Annotated in this window: 10 protein-coding genes and 2 pseudogenes; 5 read left to right on the plus strand and 7 right to left on the minus strand. The window is 47.6% G+C overall.

What is annotated here, in order from left to right; translation table 11 throughout:
• From K3T83_RS42920 to K3T83_RS42930, 3 genes are read left to right on the plus strand one after another with little or no spacing between them, the layout of a single operon-like run.
• Complete coding sequence (locus K3T83_RS42920) at window positions 1-2,994, plus strand: hypothetical protein (RefSeq protein WP_220209287.1); 2,994 nt, start codon at window positions 1-3, stop codon at window positions 2,992-2,994.
• A gap of 10 nt (window positions 2,995-3,004) precedes the next feature.
• Window positions 3,005-4,720, plus strand: a complete 1,716-nt coding sequence (locus K3T83_RS42925) for a hypothetical protein (protein WP_220209288.1) — start codon at window positions 3,005-3,007, stop codon at window positions 4,718-4,720.
• A 6-nt stretch (window positions 4,721-4,726) separates the two neighbouring features.
• Complete coding sequence (locus K3T83_RS42930; RefSeq protein WP_220209289.1) at window positions 4,727-5,815, plus strand: hypothetical protein; 1,089 nt, start codon at window positions 4,727-4,729, stop codon at window positions 5,813-5,815.
• A gap of 151 nt (window positions 5,816-5,966) precedes the next feature.
• Here K3T83_RS42930 and K3T83_RS42935 read toward each other — a convergent pair whose 3' ends face one another.
• Entirely contained in the window at window positions 5,967-6,428 is a 462-nt protein-coding gene (locus tag K3T83_RS42935; RefSeq protein WP_220209290.1) for a hypothetical protein, read from the minus strand.
• 449 nt (window positions 6,429-6,877) lie between these two features.
• Here K3T83_RS42935 and K3T83_RS42940 point away from each other — a divergent pair.
• A pseudogene (locus K3T83_RS42940) lies at window positions 6,878-8,049 on the plus strand (IS3 family transposase).
• 458 nt (window positions 8,050-8,507) lie between these two features.
• Here K3T83_RS42940 and K3T83_RS42945 read toward each other — a convergent pair.
• The 6 genes and pseudogenes from K3T83_RS42945 to K3T83_RS42970 all read right to left on the minus strand — a co-directional run bounded on the left by K3T83_RS42945 (window position 8,508) and on the right by K3T83_RS42970 (window position 16,487).
• On the minus strand, window positions 8,508-8,681 hold the full coding sequence (locus K3T83_RS42945; protein WP_220209291.1) for a hypothetical protein: 174 nt from the start codon (window positions 8,679-8,681) through the stop codon (window positions 8,508-8,510).
• On the minus strand, window positions 8,678-10,114 hold the full coding sequence (locus K3T83_RS42950) for an APC family permease (protein ID WP_220209292.1): 1,437 nt from the start codon (window positions 10,112-10,114) through the stop codon (window positions 8,678-8,680). The genes K3T83_RS42945 and K3T83_RS42950 overlap by 4 nt, the downstream gene beginning before the upstream one ends.
• A gap of 1,835 nt (window positions 10,115-11,949) precedes the next feature.
• Window positions 11,950-12,105 (minus strand): annotated as a pseudogene (locus K3T83_RS42955) (tetratricopeptide repeat protein); the annotation flags it as partial.
• A gap of 4 nt (window positions 12,106-12,109) precedes the next feature.
• Window positions 12,110-13,855: a hypothetical protein gene (locus tag K3T83_RS42960; RefSeq protein ID WP_220209293.1), complete on the minus strand. Its 1,746-nt coding sequence runs from the start codon at window positions 13,853-13,855 to the stop codon at window positions 12,110-12,112.
• A gap of 871 nt (window positions 13,856-14,726) precedes the next feature.
• Entirely contained in the window at window positions 14,727-15,386 is a 660-nt protein-coding gene (locus tag K3T83_RS42965) for a manganese efflux pump MntP (RefSeq protein WP_220209294.1), read from the minus strand.
• Window positions 15,387-16,346: 960 nt separating this feature from the next.
• Window positions 16,347-16,487 (minus strand): hypothetical protein, encoded by a 141-nt coding sequence (locus K3T83_RS42970; RefSeq protein ID WP_220209295.1) that lies wholly within the window; start codon window positions 16,485-16,487, stop codon window positions 16,347-16,349.
• A 17-nt stretch (window positions 16,488-16,504) separates the two neighbouring features.
• Here K3T83_RS42970 and K3T83_RS42975 point away from each other — a divergent pair, with 17 nt between their 5' ends.
• Window positions 16,505-16,915: a hypothetical protein gene (locus tag K3T83_RS42975; RefSeq protein WP_220209296.1), complete on the plus strand. Its 411-nt coding sequence runs from the start codon at window positions 16,505-16,507 to the stop codon at window positions 16,913-16,915.
• The last annotated feature ends 225 nt before the right edge of the window (window positions 16,916-17,140 follow it).

Raw genomic sequence — 17,140 nt, forward strand, 5'->3', positions numbered from 1 at the left:
ATGGCTGATACATCTGAAATGACCAATATTTTCCGCTTTATGGAACTGCGGGCACCATATTCCCTTCCAGGGAAAGTATCCCGCCAAAATTACATCCGAGACGATGTTGTAAGCCTTCGTGACGAGAAGCCCTGCCGCCTCGATGCTGACCTTCAGTCGGCAGAAAGCCCTTCGGCCATTGGCAAATTAGTATATGAGCATGTATTTTGTAAGCGTCGTGCCGAAGGTTTTGAGACAGACCTTGACTATCTATTAGCTGATATCTTCCAATTGCTGACACCGTATCAACCCCTTTGTTCCGGGCTATCGCCTGTTGGAGGAGAACATGCAGAAGCAAGACCACTCTCGATCTTTGAATTAGAGCGTCGGGCATATATTTCCTATGGAAACGTCTATCTTCTGTTACCGGAGCAGTTGGAACAGATCGAGGGATTGAAATTGTCCCCCCAATTGCTACGCGCATTGATCATCATGGAAAGAGTGGGAGGAAGCTTCAACCTGCCTAAGTTAGTGAAGGAACTGGAAAACGTCTTCGACAAGCGCCCTCTGCAGGATGTTGTCTTCCAAAGGGGTGTTTATACAGAAGATTTTCGCACGACCAAGCGTCTCCTCTTCGATACACTCTATCTCCTCTACATCCTGCGTCGAGTTGTCTCCGTGAATCTCGAATATATGATGGATGGATTGCGCGTGCTTCACGTACTTGAGACCCTTGCTGTAGACAGCTTGATTGGGAAAGTGAAAGCAGGATCACTAGACCGATTGCAGAAGGCACTCTTGGAGTCACTCTATCCTGAGATAACCGACTGGAATGGTTCAGATACGCTTTCAGGATTGCCGCTCATCCAAACAGAAACTGATTTTCATGCGTGTCTCACCGCTACGCCAATTATCCATCCGATTTTTGCGAGATTGCACTGGTATAAGCATCCCTTCAATGATTTAAAGCCGATTGGCATTGGTGATCTAAAAGTGGTCAAGCAATGGTTGATTGCCTATCAGGCTGGCGAGATTGCCCATGTTGAAAATGTCTTGAAAGGGGAGATCAAAGATCGAACATATCGTCATTTGGAAAAAACTGAGGAGACATTCTCCTTTTCAAGCGACTCCACACAGGAATCCCAAAAAGATACGCAGACAACTGATCGTTTCGAACTCAAACGGGAAGTCGAAAACATTGTGAAGACTGAGTTAAGTGTAGGTGCGAATGCCAACGTCACATACAATTATAATTCTGGCGCTGTTATAGCTAATGTTGGTGCAAATTTTAGTTATAAACAGGACGCTACTGATCAGACCAAGCTATCAAACACATTTTCAAGGGAAATACTTGCCAAGGCGATGGAGCGTGTGCAGACAAGGACCACAGAACAACGTTCTGTGACTAAGATATTTGAGACCGAGGAAACAGACAAACATGGCTTCAATAATGTAGAAGGAAAAGGACATGTCAGTGGTATCTACCGTTGGCTTGATAAAAAGTACAAGGCACAACTTTTCAACTATGGCAAGCGAATGATGTTCGAGTTCCTGATACCCGAACCTGCGGCCTTCTTCATCGAATCGCGGCTTTGTGCATTTGAGGCGACCTTAGATGTCCCACAACCACCAGAGAAGCCAGTTCCTGAAACCTTTTCACTCGATTTCAAACCGGACGAAATCAACGAGACAAAGTTTCAAGAACTCCAGCAGAAGTATGACCTGGCAGAGTTTTCATTCCCAGAGCGCACTAGGTCGGTCGCGTTTATCAATCCTGTCACAGGCGAAGATTTTTTTCAGGAACGAGGTATTGATGGCAATGGCCTATGGTATGCCAAAACGTATACTTGTCGGCTCAATGCTAAGAGCTACGTACTCTCTAAGTTGACTATTACTGGTTACATGCAGTACCAAGGCAGAAACGAAACCGATCCAAAGGAACTTAATACTCTCGAAGTCTATATCGCTGGCAATCAGGCTGTTCGTGAACAAAATGAGGCTGCGGAGTGGTGGCAGTGGAATCCAGGAATGGAATTTTCGCCGGGCAACACTATCCTGTTTGATAGTGACGATGTTGCGCTGACGATTGGTTTTTGGGATATCGGTCTCTACAACCTAAGCTTTTATGCTGAACTGGTGCTTGGGCAACAAGCCTATCATAATTGGCAAACGCAGGTTTTCAACAAGATACGCACCATCGAGCAACAAAGGGTGGACAAAATTAACCAGGAGAAGCAACTCGCATATAACACAGAGATGGCTACATACCGCAATCGTCGAGATGAGTTGAAGGCCACATCTGTCAACGAACTTTTGCAAGGGCAGTCAGAGGCGTTCAATAGCGAGATTATCCGCACAGAATTGAAGAAGCATTGTCTCACCATGCTTACCAAGGAGTTCGCTGGCCCCTCCGACGCTCTGATTGAGAAGATAGATGCGTTGCAGCCTATTGACGATCACTTCACCTTCCATCAATTCCAAATAAAAGAAGAACTGGAACTGGATCCTCCCAAAACGACTTTTTCTATTAGTGAAGCAAATGAAGCAATTACTTACCCTGCCATTATCCAAGATAAGGCGAGAGAGAAGGGCCGTTACATTCAGTTTTTAGAGCAGGCATTCGAGTGGCAGCAGCTCGCATATATTTTCTATCCGTACTTCTGGGCACGTCGACCAAAATGGATCGAGATAATGAATCATGTCGATGATACCGACCCGAACATGGCTGCATTTCTCCAGGCCGGTTCCGTGAAGGTACTTATTGCTGTGACGCCTGCATACGAGTGTGCAGTTCAGCACTTCCTTGCTACGCGCGAACCCTGGGAAGGCGGACCAACGCCGGTCATTGGTGATCCACTTTTTATTCCTTTGTACGAAGAAGTGCGCAAGCGTCAGGATGATCTCTACAACGCGATTCCAGAAGGGGAGCCGTGGACATTTGTTCTGCCCACCTCGCTCATTTATCTGGAGAATAGCAGTACGACGTTGCCAACATTTCCAGATCACACAGCTTAGAGAGGAACAGATGATAAAAGTTATTTCTTTTGAAGTTGTTCCTGAGCCTAACCGCTTCTTTGATAAGGACGATGATGAGACGATACCAGCCGAGCTCGTTACTAGCACGGGCAATACTTTAGCGGAGTTGCTTGCAGTTGCCTATCTTGAACGAGTTAGTCAATATAAGCGGGATTTAGAGAAAGGCTATAAGGAAATACGGTTTGGCTATTCCCAGTGGGCCGACAAGCGTCCAACCTTCAAGGTTGATCTCCCCGGTGGAACCGAAACCATCGTGTTTGACGAAGAACTGGACGCTCGTTTAATGGAGATCTATGGGCTCCATGGCTGGGATGGCATTCTCAGGCTAGAGCAGGCGCTTGAAGATGCTGAGAAGAATCCTCGAACCCGCTCTCTTGAACCATGGTGGGTTATTTTACCTTTTTATTTGTTTACCAGAAACCGACTCATTCTGCTTATCCGCCAGGCATTAATCGAAATTGAGAAAAAGGCGGCTCAAATTATCGTTTCTCGGCTCAATCTGACGGCCATCACAGTTGCCACTGCCTGGGAAACAGAATTCGTCTTTTCGAGTAAAGAAATAAAAACGGGACGATTGATACCCAGTGCTTCACTGGACACACCTTTGCCGGAGAAAAAGACTGTCTACTCGATGGGTAATCGACAGCTATCCGATGATCTTTTCCCCTTGTTCAGTGAAGCGGTAAACGCAAGAGCATACGTGGATGAGCAAAACAGAAAAGTAGCACGCCTCACTAGCGATATTGAGGAGATTGGGGAAGAGGCAACAGGAGGTCCTCCATATAGTGTTGTACTTGATCTCGAAGATGCCCAAAAGCTCATCCAACAAACAAATGATGTTTTAGCAATGTTGCTTGAACAGATAAGTAAAAAGGCGGTATTGGCATTGCTGGCATTGCCACTCTTGAAGCAAGGCTTCGAACAACCAGATATGGAGAGTGCTATTGGCGAGGCGCTTTGGCCTTTCTATGGCAAATTAGATCAGTTAGCGAAAGCCATTGACCCACAAACGAGCCGGATTGAAATGGATTTTCCGGGTATTCAAGGGAGTGCACCAGATGCCGCACGAAAGTTAGAGATTCTGTTCTCTTTTGGTTATCACATTGAAGCCCTTTGCGCAGAAAAAGCCATTGCTCAGGCTGTAGATAATCCGGCTTACTTCGCTCTTTTGAGTGAGGAAACCCTAAATCACTTGATTAAAACTAACGGTGTCGAATATGGGACGCTTGCCCACGTCGTTTGTCACCACTACCTTCTCATCCTTATGAGACAAATAGAAGAGGCGCGAAAGTCTCAAGAGACCTTCAAACGCTTCTTTGAAGCGCTGGCAAAAGTTGGAGCTGGCCTCTCGATAGCACTCGCATTGGCACCGGTTGATCTACCAGTTGCTGCTGTCTTGAGAATTGTATCAGTCGCCCTGGGAACTCCTTTCTTGCTTTTTCAGATCTATTCGATAGTTCATCAACTCTCTGTTTTTGAACAAGCTGTTAATCTGCGGCTAGCTGAAGCTGCTACCACGAATATTGAATTATTGGCGGCTATCAGCGAACTCACCGCTATGCGAGCAGAATACGCTGAACAAATCACAAAAACGATGAGCATGGAAATTGGCTTGCTCGTTGCTGGAGGCAAATGGCCTATCTTTAAAGAATTTTTGCACTGGCGTGGTTATTATGCAGACCTCAAGATGTTACTGGAGGATTAGTTCGCGATGCCTAAAACCAAGTCACCACTCACAAAAATCAAGGTAACGCAGATAGCTACTGCTTCACTCGAAGCTATGGAAAAGGAGATAGACTCTGCCAAAGAGTTAAGGCGGCTCGAGGAAGTGAGCAGACTTGAGAGCGAACGCACAAGGCAGTTGGGTCATCTGTTGCTTGCCAGTGAAGCTGAAAAGCTCAAATTAACAGCTATCTTTTTTGAGAATCTCAAGGAGCGTCTTGTGACTGCCCTTGAATCTGTGAGACTTAGGTACAAGGATTTCGATTTTAAGAGTTGGAAAGACTTTGCGGCGTTTGTTCAAGGGAAAGTGACCAGTATAAAAGTGACCAATATCAAGAAGTTTGAGCGTGGCCTACAGGGCCGCAAGTGGTGGTTTATTGGCAGCATTTTGTTCGAGCGCTATATCAAATATGGACCCGTACGGAGATTTCTTGACGAAACTGCCCAGGACGCCCGCAATACTATTAACGATTCAATAAGGTCCAACAAATCGTATACGATGATAGATGCCTGGAACAAGCTCATCTCCGTAACTAAGGAGTTCGGAGAATTATCAGCAGGCGTGGAATTCCTGCTTGAGACTGTGGACGGAGAAAAGCAATTTCTGGATTTTGGACATATCGCGTTTAATAGAGACGGATATTGGATTATACCTACCCCCACTGAAATCAAACTGCCTTCAGCTGCTAAGAAAGTCGCAATACAGTTCAGCGAGTTTATAGACAGGCTTAGAGAGGCGAAGAAGCTGATTGTCAAGTTTCAGGCAGCAGATTTTGGGAAACTTGAGAAATACGTCGGCTCTGGTATCATAACGTTGGAAAAAGCTGATGAATTCGCCGTTGCAGAAATTGATCGGAGCAAGCTGGTGTTTGACCAGAACGCACTCAACCAAATGGTCGTCAAGCCAACCAAAGAGGCGTGGGGAAGTGTCAAAAAACCTGCGAAGTCTCCAAACATAGACATTGATCTTGGCACAACCTCTCAGGAAGGGGGATTTAACTATTGGAAAATCGAGGTCGATATTAATCGGGACCCCTTTCAGTCGCTTTATCAAGCTATTTTTCTCGGCACGAAGTAACAGACGAAATCATTCAATCTCGGCTGCTGGACTTCAACGAGCCAGATGCAACATGCCTTCTAACACCATTTACGGGCCATTACATTCTGATAGGGAATAACTGCTTTACCAGCACCCAGTTTTGAATGGTCTCGCTCTCTAGGGGGTGGAGTTAAGGTTGCTGTGCTTGTTTAATTCTGTTTTGAAAGGACCGAAAAGAGCGTGAATGCTCATGAGGCTTTTTCAAAAACTCCCGAATGTCGTTGCTTGGAATCTTCCCCTGAGTCACTAATTGTATTTCCCAAGATCGACCATGCTCTTGAGAATAAAGAGCGTTGCATATGAAGTTGGGGAGCAAATTATCTCTTAGGAGGTCGCTAAGGTTCCAATCCGTTTCGGTCGATTTCAGTTGAATCCACACATCTTTAGAGGACTCTTCCACATGCAGGTTGGTCTCTAAAGCAATTGGTTGAGGAGGTGGCATAGCCTGAGCAAGAAGGTCATTTCCTTGATAAAAAGCGACAGAAGAGACTCTTTTATAGAGTAATAACCAGAGTGCGTACACAAGATGATATTCTGTGCCTTTGAAATTGTTCCGATCTCCCATTATTTCTTTGTCTAAAGATGAAGGCATACCTCTATGAAACCTCTTTTTTTAATAGCCGTGTTTATATATGTCTTCGTATGAGGAGATAAAGATGTTCGTCGATGAACCATAGACGACCCTATTCGCTCAGACTGCTGAACACCTTTCATCTTAACATTCTTCCTATCTCATGTAAACTGAAGTAACACCTTCTATTAAAGAACAGCGCCTTCAGCCACTCAGCCGCTAGAAGACACAACGGATCGGTCAGTCCCTCCACCCAATAGCAGCCTGTTGCTTAAATCCTCTCCTACTTCAGTTTGTTCTCCCCTCATTACGTTGATTATGACCAATCGGACAACAACTCAGGAGAGTGCCCGTTTCGGTGGCTCCTGATAAGCAGTAGACGATGCTCCTGCTTCAGCCTGAGCTTCCCCCCGTTTGAAAGAGTCGGGAAATGTGGAATATACTAGACTCAATCAAACGAGGGAAGAAAGATGACCAAAGAACAAAAAGCCTACACGAAAGAGTTCAAAATCGAAGCTGTACGCTTGGCCGAGACCAGTGGCAAACCTATCACCGAGATCGCTCGTGATTTAGGGATAAGCGACAGCACCATTCATAACTGGCGTAAGCAGTTTTCCGAGCACGGCGAGCAGGCATTTCCAGGCAGCGGGCATCAAACACCCGAGGCCGAAGAACTGCGCCACCTCAAACGCGAACTGGAAGTCGTGAAACAAGAACGAGACATTTTAAAAAAAGCGCTTCATATATTTTCACGACAATAGCGGTGAAGTTTCAGTTTATCGAAGATCACCGGCAAGAATATGCGGTAAAGACGATGTGCCGAGCACTTTCCGTCTCAGAATGTGGCTATTATGCTTGGCGCAAACGACCAAAGAGCGAGCGTGAGCAGAAGAACGAAGAACTCACGCAACACATTCAGCAAATTTTTGAGCACAATCGGCAGATCTATGGGAGTCCGCGCATTCATGTGGAACTGAACGATCTGGGGGTGAAATGTTCGCGTAAGCATGTGGCTCGTCTCATGAGAGCGGCAGGCATAAGTGCAGGACAGAAACGTCGCCGGGTTCGGACCACCGATAGCTCACATAAGAATCCAGTAGCGGACAATCGCTTGAATCGAGAGTTCAATGCTTTTGCCCCAAACACCAGATGGACAGGCGACATTACCGGCATTGAGACGGGGCAAGGCTGGCTCTATCTGGCGATCATCCTGGATCTGTATTCGCGGAAAGTGGTTGGATGGTCCATGTCCTTGCATCGTGATGAGGAGCTGGTCGAAAAAGCCTTGAAGATGGCACTGATCCAAAGATGCCCCAAATCAGGATTGATGCATCATACAGATCGAGGGAGTCAATATACTAGCCAAGCATATCAAGGTCTTTTAGCTAGTGCAGGAATCACCTGTAGTATGAGTCGAAAAGGCAACTGTTGGGATAACGCCCCTACGGAGAGTTTCTTTGGCACACTCAAACGAGAATGGACTCATCGACACCACTACCAAACTCAGACCCAAGCCAGGCAGTCCATTTTTGACTACATCGAAACGTTCTACAACCGCAAACGTCGGCATTCGGCACTCGGCTATCTCAGCCCTGTAGCCTATGAGCAGCTAAATAGAAAGGAGCTTGAAACAACTGTTTAAAACGTTGACGTAACGTATTTTTTCTGATAGAGTAAAAGTATCTTAAACGTTTAACGTAACGTTCTCTACGTTTTCTTCATCGAAAGCAAACTCATGAGACGTGGAACGCTCAGACGTTCTCCACACTCCTCGACTCTACGAAACGGGGTCAAGCTCAGCCCCTTGATCGAAGAGATCGAGCACCTTGCTTTCTTCTCTGCCCTGGAGTTGCCCTCCTTCCCCGAACAATGCCTGCAATTCTGGAAGGATCTCTGCTCACCTCTTTTGGCGGTACGCGCGAGGAGATAGCATTTGCCCCTACGACTCCACCTGTCACGCGAGGACATGACCACTCGTCTCTCAATAGTCTTACGTCATCTGAGCAGTTGAGAGAGGAGCCTCAGATGAAGGGGAAAATTTTTTTGCGTCTCCTTGCATGGTTTCTTTGATTTCCCCAATCTTACAATGTAGGGTAGCTCCTATTCGACTTTGTCAGGCTTTTCTGCGCTGCCTATGGCTTCAGCAATCACCTGCTCATCGGTCACATCATCCTTGATGCGAGCATGACCAATGAGGTAAATGATAGCGGCGGCGATCAGCGATACCACGACGATAGCCCCAATCCAGATATCCCAGGGGCCAATCTCGATCAAGTTGGGAACCCAGGGGCGGACACAGTCGCGTAGAGACCAATACCGCTGGCAAGCATCCCCACGATTGAGCAGAGATAGAACACCCAATCTGGAGCGAGTCGGACATCAGCGAACTCTTCATGATATTTATAGCGAATGACGATAATATCTATGAATTGGAAGATCATCGAAATACACCAGATCACCGCAATTGACACGAAGAGAATGTAGTACATGAGGTTCACTAGATTCGCGCGGTTGGTGGTATTCGATGCCGCAGTGTAGGGAATGACCATGTAGACGGCTATGGCAAGAACCACGATGATGATGCTTTGCACAAGCACCGCTACCCACGGCACACGAGCAGCGTTCACTTTGCTCATTGCAGCTGGCAAGCGGCGATCCAGACCAGAAACAAAGAGCATACGACCAAACGAATAATTGTAGATAAGAGCCGCATAAAGGCCGAAGCCAATCATGATCAGGTCAACGATCACTGAGAGCACCAGACCAGCAGGGCCAAAACCATTATGAACAGCATCGACCATTGCCCAGAGATTCGTCTGAGGATTGGTATTCACATAGCTAGACAGGCAGGTAGCCGTCACCTGTGGGCATGCTGAAGGGACAGCCGTCATAATACCAAAAGTAGTGAGGAGATAGGCGACCATGACGACAATGGTTCCCCAGACCAGATAACAAGTTACGGCGCGTTCACTGGTCACTTCAACGCCCATATTCAAGGGCACCTCAATACCCAACAAGGCAAGGATGACGAAGCCAAAGATGGTAAAATTGCCAGTGCTGCCGAAGGTGATGGCCCAACCGCCTCCACTCACAGCCATATTCGTGAATCCAGGATGACCAGAGAGGAGCCAGGCCACTCCTGCGATGCCGATCAATACGATAGCAGCGCCGTACAGGACGAACATAATGTTGACGAGATTTTGTGCGGCGCGGAAACGGATAGCAGAGAGCCAGAAAGATATAGCTGTGACCGCGAGAATCACCAGTCCCAGTTGCCAAGGCTCGGCGAGAATGGTCAGGCCAAACAGACCTGCTAACTGGCTGATGAAGGTACTCACAAGGCTTCCACAGACCATCACAACGAAGATGCCGGGCCACCAGGCACAGAAACCAGCGAAAAAACCCCAGAAAGGACCAAAGGCTTTATTCGTCCAGACATAGATCGATCCTTCCTGGGGAAACATCCGACCAAGTTGTCCAACCACGATAGCCCCTGGAATCAGAAAGGTCAAAAATCCTGCCACGAGATAAATATAGGCCACTGGGCCTGCGGCAGCTATACCAGGCGCGTTCGTGATAAAGAGGACGATGGCAATAAAAATAGCCACCAGATCGAAGGTGTTGAGAACTTTGGAGAGAATGCCTCCTGCAATGCGTTCTGACCGGAGGACCTCGCCCTTACTACTTTCAGTCGTCGTTGTTGCCATGAGAAAATGACCTCCAAAAATTTCTGTGATTCAGGCTTGACACTCCACCTATGAGATGCAAGAGAGATCAAGCTGATACGATTGAGAAATGGGCAGGATCAAATCACGAGAAAAGAAGAACTCCCTTTCTTGAAAAGAAAAATAGAATACTCCCCCAGAGCAACGAAATCGTGAGGAAATGAATCCAGAAGAGTATCTTATGAGTGAGCTGCACTGAACGGTGTCAAGCGACCATCTTAACCTGAAGTATAATAAGGATCGTTTCGCGTATCAATCCCCTCTTTACAATAAAGTCAGCATTTTTTGCACAGGGCTAGACAGGAAATTCTACCCATGCGAAGATCGCTTCACCTTCAAGAGGAAAGAGAATAATGGACAAGGACACAGGCCAGTCTTGACACGAATTGAGTGAACTTCGGGATTGCTTACGGGACACGAGTGGACGCCGTGCCGCATGAGAGTATCCCTGGTGCAACCAGGAAGAACTGGAGCAATGTTCTTAGGTCAACAGTTTGCCCAGAGTCGAAAGACAATGGTGGACAAGAACCTGCTGTGAACGCGACGATCACCCGAAAACATGTACAGTGAGGTGTCGCAAGACCTGCATGCGCCGTCTCAACCAATGTCACAAGCGATTTCGGGACGTGTCAGGTACATTGGGCTTGCCCGTCCTGGTTTCGCGGCTTCCTCCATGCTTCTCGACGCTCTGAGAGCGGGAACAATCACCTCTCTGCGAGAGGCTGGGCTGTGCAGTTGGTGAGCAGCGCCTCTGGAGCCGATGGAGTGAGAGCCAAGCTAAAAAGGTGGATCAGAAATGTGGTAGACTTGCACCTGAACACGAGCCTCTCGCAACACGCCTTCTCCACTGGCTTTCTTGGCCGGATCACAGCGAGAAGGTGGTAATGGGAAGCTTCGCGACTGAGCGATTGAAACGCAGTTCATCACGCGAAATCTGTGGATCATCTAAGAGCTGGTTTGAAAAGGTCACCCCTTCGCTAATTCATTGTTTGTAAACGGCAGTTGTGGTACGCTCCGGGCAGTTTTTTGCAAGGATTGAGGAGAGGTTGCTAATGTCATCTACCACGCGTTTGCTGCTTGTGCGTCATGGCGAGACGCCTGCCAATGAGGAATGATGGCCTTATATCTTTTCATACTCTTTCTGCTATTTTTATTAGGTTTGACGGTTTTGCCGGATGATCTCAAAAGCTATCCCTCTGAGACGTGGCACGCCAAACGGAACAGGGGTGTCTCTCTGCGAGCCAGGGCCGAAGCCTGCACCATCGTTTCATGGAGAGGTGTTGCATTGCCCTTGCCGCTCATCTCTCCTCAAAAGCCGTCAACGTCATAGAGAGGGGTGACACATTCCTCCTGGATGATCAAACGTTGGTGCATAGGATGAGGTGAAACCGGACACATTTTGAAATTTTCAAAATGTGTCGCTCCACGCTTCAGCAATCTCTTGCGTGATCTTCCAGCGATGGTGAGCCATCTCCTCGGCATCCCTCTTCCTTCAGGATGATTGTTTTGCGCTCTCTCTGCTCTTCCTGCTGGTTTTTCTGGAGTGACGCCCTGTCTCGGCGTCCTTCACGAGCCACCCTGCCGTGTGCGCGGCATGGACAACGGAGCAGGGCTGACTCTCTACGAGCCAGGACCCAGACCAACATTGTGGTGCGTGCTCACAGGAGCCGTTGTGAGCGGCATTTCCCGCTGACTCGCCTCTCGTCAAAGGCAAGCCACTCCATGAAAATGGGTCAAGATCAGCGGTCTGTACAAGGAAGCCGAACCCCTTTGGCTGCAAACGCTTACCATCCGAGAGGAACGGGTAGGAGCCGCTCATCCCGATAGAGCAGTGCCAGATTATTCAGGCTCCGTGCCGTATCAGAATGAGTGGCCTCCAACTGCTCTTCAGTGATGGCAAGCGCTCGCTGATAGAGTGGCTCCACCTCAGAGTAGCGTCCTTGGTCCTGATAGAGAGCCGCTAGATTGTTCAGGATACTAGGTAGTACGTTCTACAAGTTCACCTGTATCTTTATGAATCATATAATTTCTTCTGGATTCCTCATACAGTTCTAGGCTTGACGTTTTCTCCCAGAACAAAGCCAATTCTACAGCTTCTATGATTTGCCTCTTTATTCCTTGTTTAAAAGGGTGCTCCCATGCATATTTCATTAATGCTTCTCCCCATTTTTTACCCTTTTTAAACTCAATTAATTGAGGGATGGTGAGCGATGCCTTCTCTACTGCTTTAAAAAAAGGTGCCGATTTTTTTGTTTCTTTCACATAATTATGAAGGAGGTCACGGTCTGCTTGACTAGGTTCCCCATCTTGCACCATTTTCCAAACGATTGTTTCCAGTTCATCTACTTCAAAGTTTGCGAACTCAAAATCGAGGTCGGAGAGAAAAAACCTGCCGAAAATTCCATCATCTGGATTGGCTTGATTATTCCTTGCCGCACTTTCCATAACCCTCACATTTTCAGGGACATCCTTATCAATTATGACAAGGCTATAGACTTGATTTCTTATATCAGCTTGCAGTTCATCCCTAAAAAAAGCTCCCATTGAATTGCCTTGTTTGATCAATCCATGCAAATTAGTAACTGGCACATCTAGCGTCTTAAAAAAGCTGCTAAGTGCGCCAAATTCAGTTTCTCCCTCCCCATACAAGTGGACACGAGGTTTATAGTTTAAGCCATGCCGTCGAGCAAATGCACCTCCTGCTTGGCGGTCATCTAGGACTCTATTAGAACCGTAGAGCTTCTCTTTGACATTCTCTGGTATCCATCCAAGTCCCAATTCATCCTCTTCGCGCAATACTTTGTTAAAAGTGTTCTCAGTTGCTCGTCGGAGCATCTCTGCCATTGTTCTCAGAAGAAGTGCGCCGCCTAAGTGACCTTCTAATGTTAAGCGTAGTTCACTCTCTCCCAGGCAGAGCAAGGTGTGTATCCACCTGTTGGGATCAAGCAGTTGTGTTTCAATACAGAGGTCTTGTCGTATTTCTTCCAATCGCTTCATACCAAAAGTTTGATAGAGTCTCTTGACCATATGCTCCCCATAGTCGGCCATATGCTGGCGTATTTCTTCCACTCCGGTCTGATAACTCATAGTGTCAGATGGATCATATCTCACAGAGTTGAAGATTCGCATATAGGTATATGGCTCAGTAACAATACTGAGGGATGCTGTATCGTTCCACTTCTTCATCTTTGCCATAAATTGCTCTGAACCGAACCATTGTTTGAAGAAAGATATACACCAATCTAGGCGACGTGGAAGACCACTTTGATTGAACATTTGCATCTTTGCAATATCAAACTTAATTAGGCCATTTGCTCTATTGAGACAATGAAGTACATAGTAACGGAAAGGATGGAAAAGAAGCTCTGTACCATTCTGAAGGGGTGCAAGCTTTTGTACCAAAGCATTCCATTCATCGGAACACTTTTGAAGCTGGCGTTCATCAGAGTAAATATGGCACTTATACTGGTTGATACCATGATCAACCAACCCTTTATCATGAAGCTCAGTTTCACTTTCTATAAGATCAGCTTTTAGCAATCCCAACTGCCATAAATGAATAATGTCTTCTTCTCCAAAGTTAGATAATCCACGATCAGAGCAAAATTGTGCAAGCTCTTCAGGGTTGAGAAACTTCATCTGCCAAATTCGGCGATGCTCGGCTATCCAGGTTCCAGAGACCGCTAGTTCTAACAATTCAGAGGGCATATTCTTCTGAGGCATGGTGTTATTACCCTATCCTTCGCTTTCCATCCTATACATTGCTGCTTACAAGGCATCAAATCATTTATAGTAGGGCTTATTATACAGCAGCTCCGTTTCCGCCGCAATAAATTCGCTCGTCTGAACAAAATATTGCACATGCCTGATCTCTGTTGTCCCAATTGGAAAAGCAGCCCAGACCTGCTCGTCTGTAGGGAGCAGCGTGAGAGCAAGGGTAGCTCAGGAAAGTCGAGCACGTGGGTGTTCATAATCGACCTGCATCTAGTTCGCAGCCTTGTGGGGGAGCAACCCGACACTGGAGGGAGTAACATTGCTACTCATGCAAGTGATCCACGAGTGGCTTCCTCACCTCAAGGATTTGCTCACCATAGAGCAAAGGGAGGTATCAGGCAATCTTGTGTTCCATCCGTGCCAGGAGCGTTGTTGCCACATCCGAGGATCTCCTTCACTGCCTCGATCCGTTGGGTGATGCACATGGTCTGTCTACCATCACGCTTTCTACTGAGAAGCCCTTGCTAGCGCAAAGCCCTGTTCCTCAGATGACATCCACATCTGCTCGACCTCACTTCCTCTGGGGATGGCGTCATTCGTGTGACGTGCTTACGGCAGACATCACACGGATGATGAGTATCCATTTCCTTGTCCCCAGCATCCTCCTTTGAAGATTGGGGTGACTTGGAGCCTATCATACACTTGCATCTTCTTCTTTGCGTGCTTAATGGGATCTCTCAGAACGATAGAGAAAAAGATGCCGCAGGGGCCAAAACAGACTTTCTGACAACGTGCTTGTTTGCAATAGATGCCGAAGAGGTTCGCCTGCCAGCTCCATCGGTGCATCCTTCACCAATGGAGCCAGCCTGTTCTCTTCGTATTAGCCATTGAAGAGCAGGAGCCAGGCTCCCAGCCCAATGAGCAACAATCCTGCAATCCATTCATTCCACTGTTTGACCGCTTTCATAGACGTGCCGAGCCAGCGACCCAGGGCCAATCCGAGAATCGTCATCAGACACCCTTGTATCCCGATACACAAACAGATGATTAGCAAAGAGACGTTTCCTTCATGAGCAGCCAGAGGCGTCACGCTGCCAAGCGAAAATCCAACGACTAGCTCATCCATGCTAATAGAGAGCGCGAGCAGGAGGGGGCGTATCCATTGGGGGGCCCATGCCAGCCGTGTACGGGAAGGTTTAGGTGGAGAAGAGACTGTTGCAGGATGCATCTTTTGGTTTCGCTTTTCTAGCAGTTCCCGTGCTTCTTCCACGACCTCCCACAAGCCAATGCCGATCAAGAGGAGTGGTCCTATCACGCTCAGCACTTCGCTGAGCGCCCAGGAGAGTTCGTATCCTATTGCCAGTCCAACCAGCGGCATCAGCATCTCTGTTGCAGCAAACAGAAGTGCAGAATTGAGCCAGAGAGAAAGAAGATGGGGAGCTGAATCACTTTTCGTTGTCTTACTTTTCATGCCCAAGCTCAGCGAAACGCTCAAGCTATCCAGTCCTAATGGGAGCAGAAATATGAGTAGACTCATCATGATGGAAGACTGTCTCCTTTATATTGTTTCATCTCAGTGACGATGTGGAGGCACCAGTCTGCCACATCGCGTACACCCTCGGTTGTGTGGTCCTCATTGCTTGTTTTTCCCGCTCAGAAGGAGCATGTTCATCCCCAGCTTTTTGAAGGAAGCTGGGAGTCTGGTGCATCTCCTCAACAAAAAAATGCAGGAAGATATTTATTGATGCAGGATAGCATGAATTTCTGATGGTCTTGCACAGTCAGATGTGCATTCACAGGAAAGTACCGGGTTCTGGTTAAGAAAAAAGAGAAATCCTGCCCCTTTCTCTTTTTGCTGCACCTTCAGTGTTCGAGAGAACACGTGTACAGCAGTACCCACGCGTTGGGAAACGAGGATTGACACAACGGCTGATCTCTAGGAGAACTCTCTGGACAACACCCACAAACCGGGGGTTCAGGCAGCAACAAAGGCTCCTGAACAGGGACGGCACAGCAGGGGTCTGAGGGAAAAAAGTACCCATTGACGTACATCCATGTCACCAGCCCCTTCTCACCCTGTTGCATTTTTTAACGCAACATCTGTTTCACTATTCATGTTTCTCCCGCAGAGACTTTTGCAATTCCAGCTTTTTAAAGCAAAAAAAGCTAGAATTTCCCTACACTCTCGGGTATACTGAGGAAGAGACTCATGTGCAGAGGTGTATGTAGGAAGAAGGGATGCTATTTGGGAAAGGGTGCCCAGAGCTATCAGAACCACCTGCCACTCACCCATTTATGTATGCCCTTCAGGGCATCTGTTCCCTGCTCTTCCGGTATTACGCGTGATCTCTTCCCATCTTGGTCGTTCTGGCACATCTCTGCTTTTTCTTCAGTGGGAGGAGTGGAACCATTGAGAAGGAACATACCGCCATGACCCATCAACAACACCGTTCCTCATCATGCTCACTCTGGAAGCGGAGCGCAGTGCAGACGGCTTTTCCTAGAGAGGTGTGCCAAGAGGCTGCCCGCTCTCATCTTGGCGCTCCTCTGCGCTGTTATCGGCCTTCTGCCAGAAAAACGGTCCGATCTCTTCTCTTGCTCGTCCCTGTGGCATGTGTTGCTTGCTCTGCTCTGATGACATACTCCCTTCTTGGAAAGATGCCAATCACTCAGTGGCTGGATCTGGGGCGCACCTTTCTCCTGGTGGTGTCAGTGCTGGGAGGCTGGTCCGCTGTCCTGGGCATCCTGGTATGTGTAGGAGAGTTGGTGACGCTCTTTTTGAGAAGGCATGAATGCCTGTATGAATGTCAGGAAGGATTGTTTGTGATGCGGGCAAGCCAGCAGATCACAACGATCATCCACTGGAGCCAAATAGAAGAGATCAGCGCAGAGCGACATTTCCCAGCAACGAGAGGGTATGCCTATTGGCTCAGGTGCCGCGATGGGAAGACTGTGAGAGTCGGTCGCAAGCTCTGGGAACGGACCCGTGATCGCTTTGTACAACAGCATGCACACCATGATCAGTTTACCGTCACTTCCTCCATCTTGATACGGGATGGAGAAACATGATCTCTTTGCAACAGAGCAGCACTTTCTGGTTTTCTTGCACAGACAGATGGACATGCACAAGAAAAGTACTGAGTTTTGGTGAAGAAAAAAGAGAGAGATCTTTCCTCCTCTCTTTTTTGCTGCCTCTTCGTTGTTCGCGAGAACACGTAGGTAGCAGTACTCACGCTTTGGGAAAACAGGGATTGACACAATGGCTGGTCTCTAGGAGCACTCTCCTGGCAACCC

This window comes from Reticulibacter mediterranei, from assembly GCF_016587455.1.

What these genes read in the sequence shown, in the direction of transcription:
- K3T83_RS42965 (WP_220209294.1), bottom strand. Translation starts at nt 15,386, where the DNA reads ATGATGAGTCTACTCATATTTCTGCTCCCATTAGGACTGGATAGCTTG.
- K3T83_RS42970 (WP_220209295.1), bottom strand. Translation starts at nt 16,487, where the DNA reads ATGTCATCAGAGCAGAGCAAGCAACACATGCCACAGGGACGAGCAAGA.
- K3T83_RS42975 (WP_220209296.1), top strand. Translation starts at nt 16,505, where the DNA reads ATGCCAATCACTCAGTGGCTGGATCTGGGGCGCACCTTTCTCCTGGTG.
- K3T83_RS42935 (WP_220209290.1), bottom strand. Translation starts at nt 6,428, where the DNA reads ATGCCTTCATCTTTAGACAAAGAAATAATGGGAGATCGGAACAATTTC.
- K3T83_RS42950 (WP_220209292.1), bottom strand. Translation starts at nt 10,114, where the DNA reads ATGGCAACAACGACGACTGAAAGTAGTAAGGGCGAGGTCCTCCGGTCA.
- K3T83_RS42930 (WP_220209289.1), top strand. Translation starts at nt 4,727, where the DNA reads ATGCCTAAAACCAAGTCACCACTCACAAAAATCAAGGTAACGCAGATA.
- K3T83_RS42925 (WP_220209288.1), top strand. Translation starts at nt 3,005, where the DNA reads ATGATAAAAGTTATTTCTTTTGAAGTTGTTCCTGAGCCTAACCGCTTC.
- K3T83_RS42920 (WP_220209287.1), top strand. Translation starts at nt 1, where the DNA reads ATGGCTGATACATCTGAAATGACCAATATTTTCCGCTTTATGGAACTG.
- K3T83_RS42960 (WP_220209293.1), bottom strand. Translation starts at nt 13,855, where the DNA reads ATGCCTCAGAAGAATATGCCCTCTGAATTGTTAGAACTAGCGGTCTCT.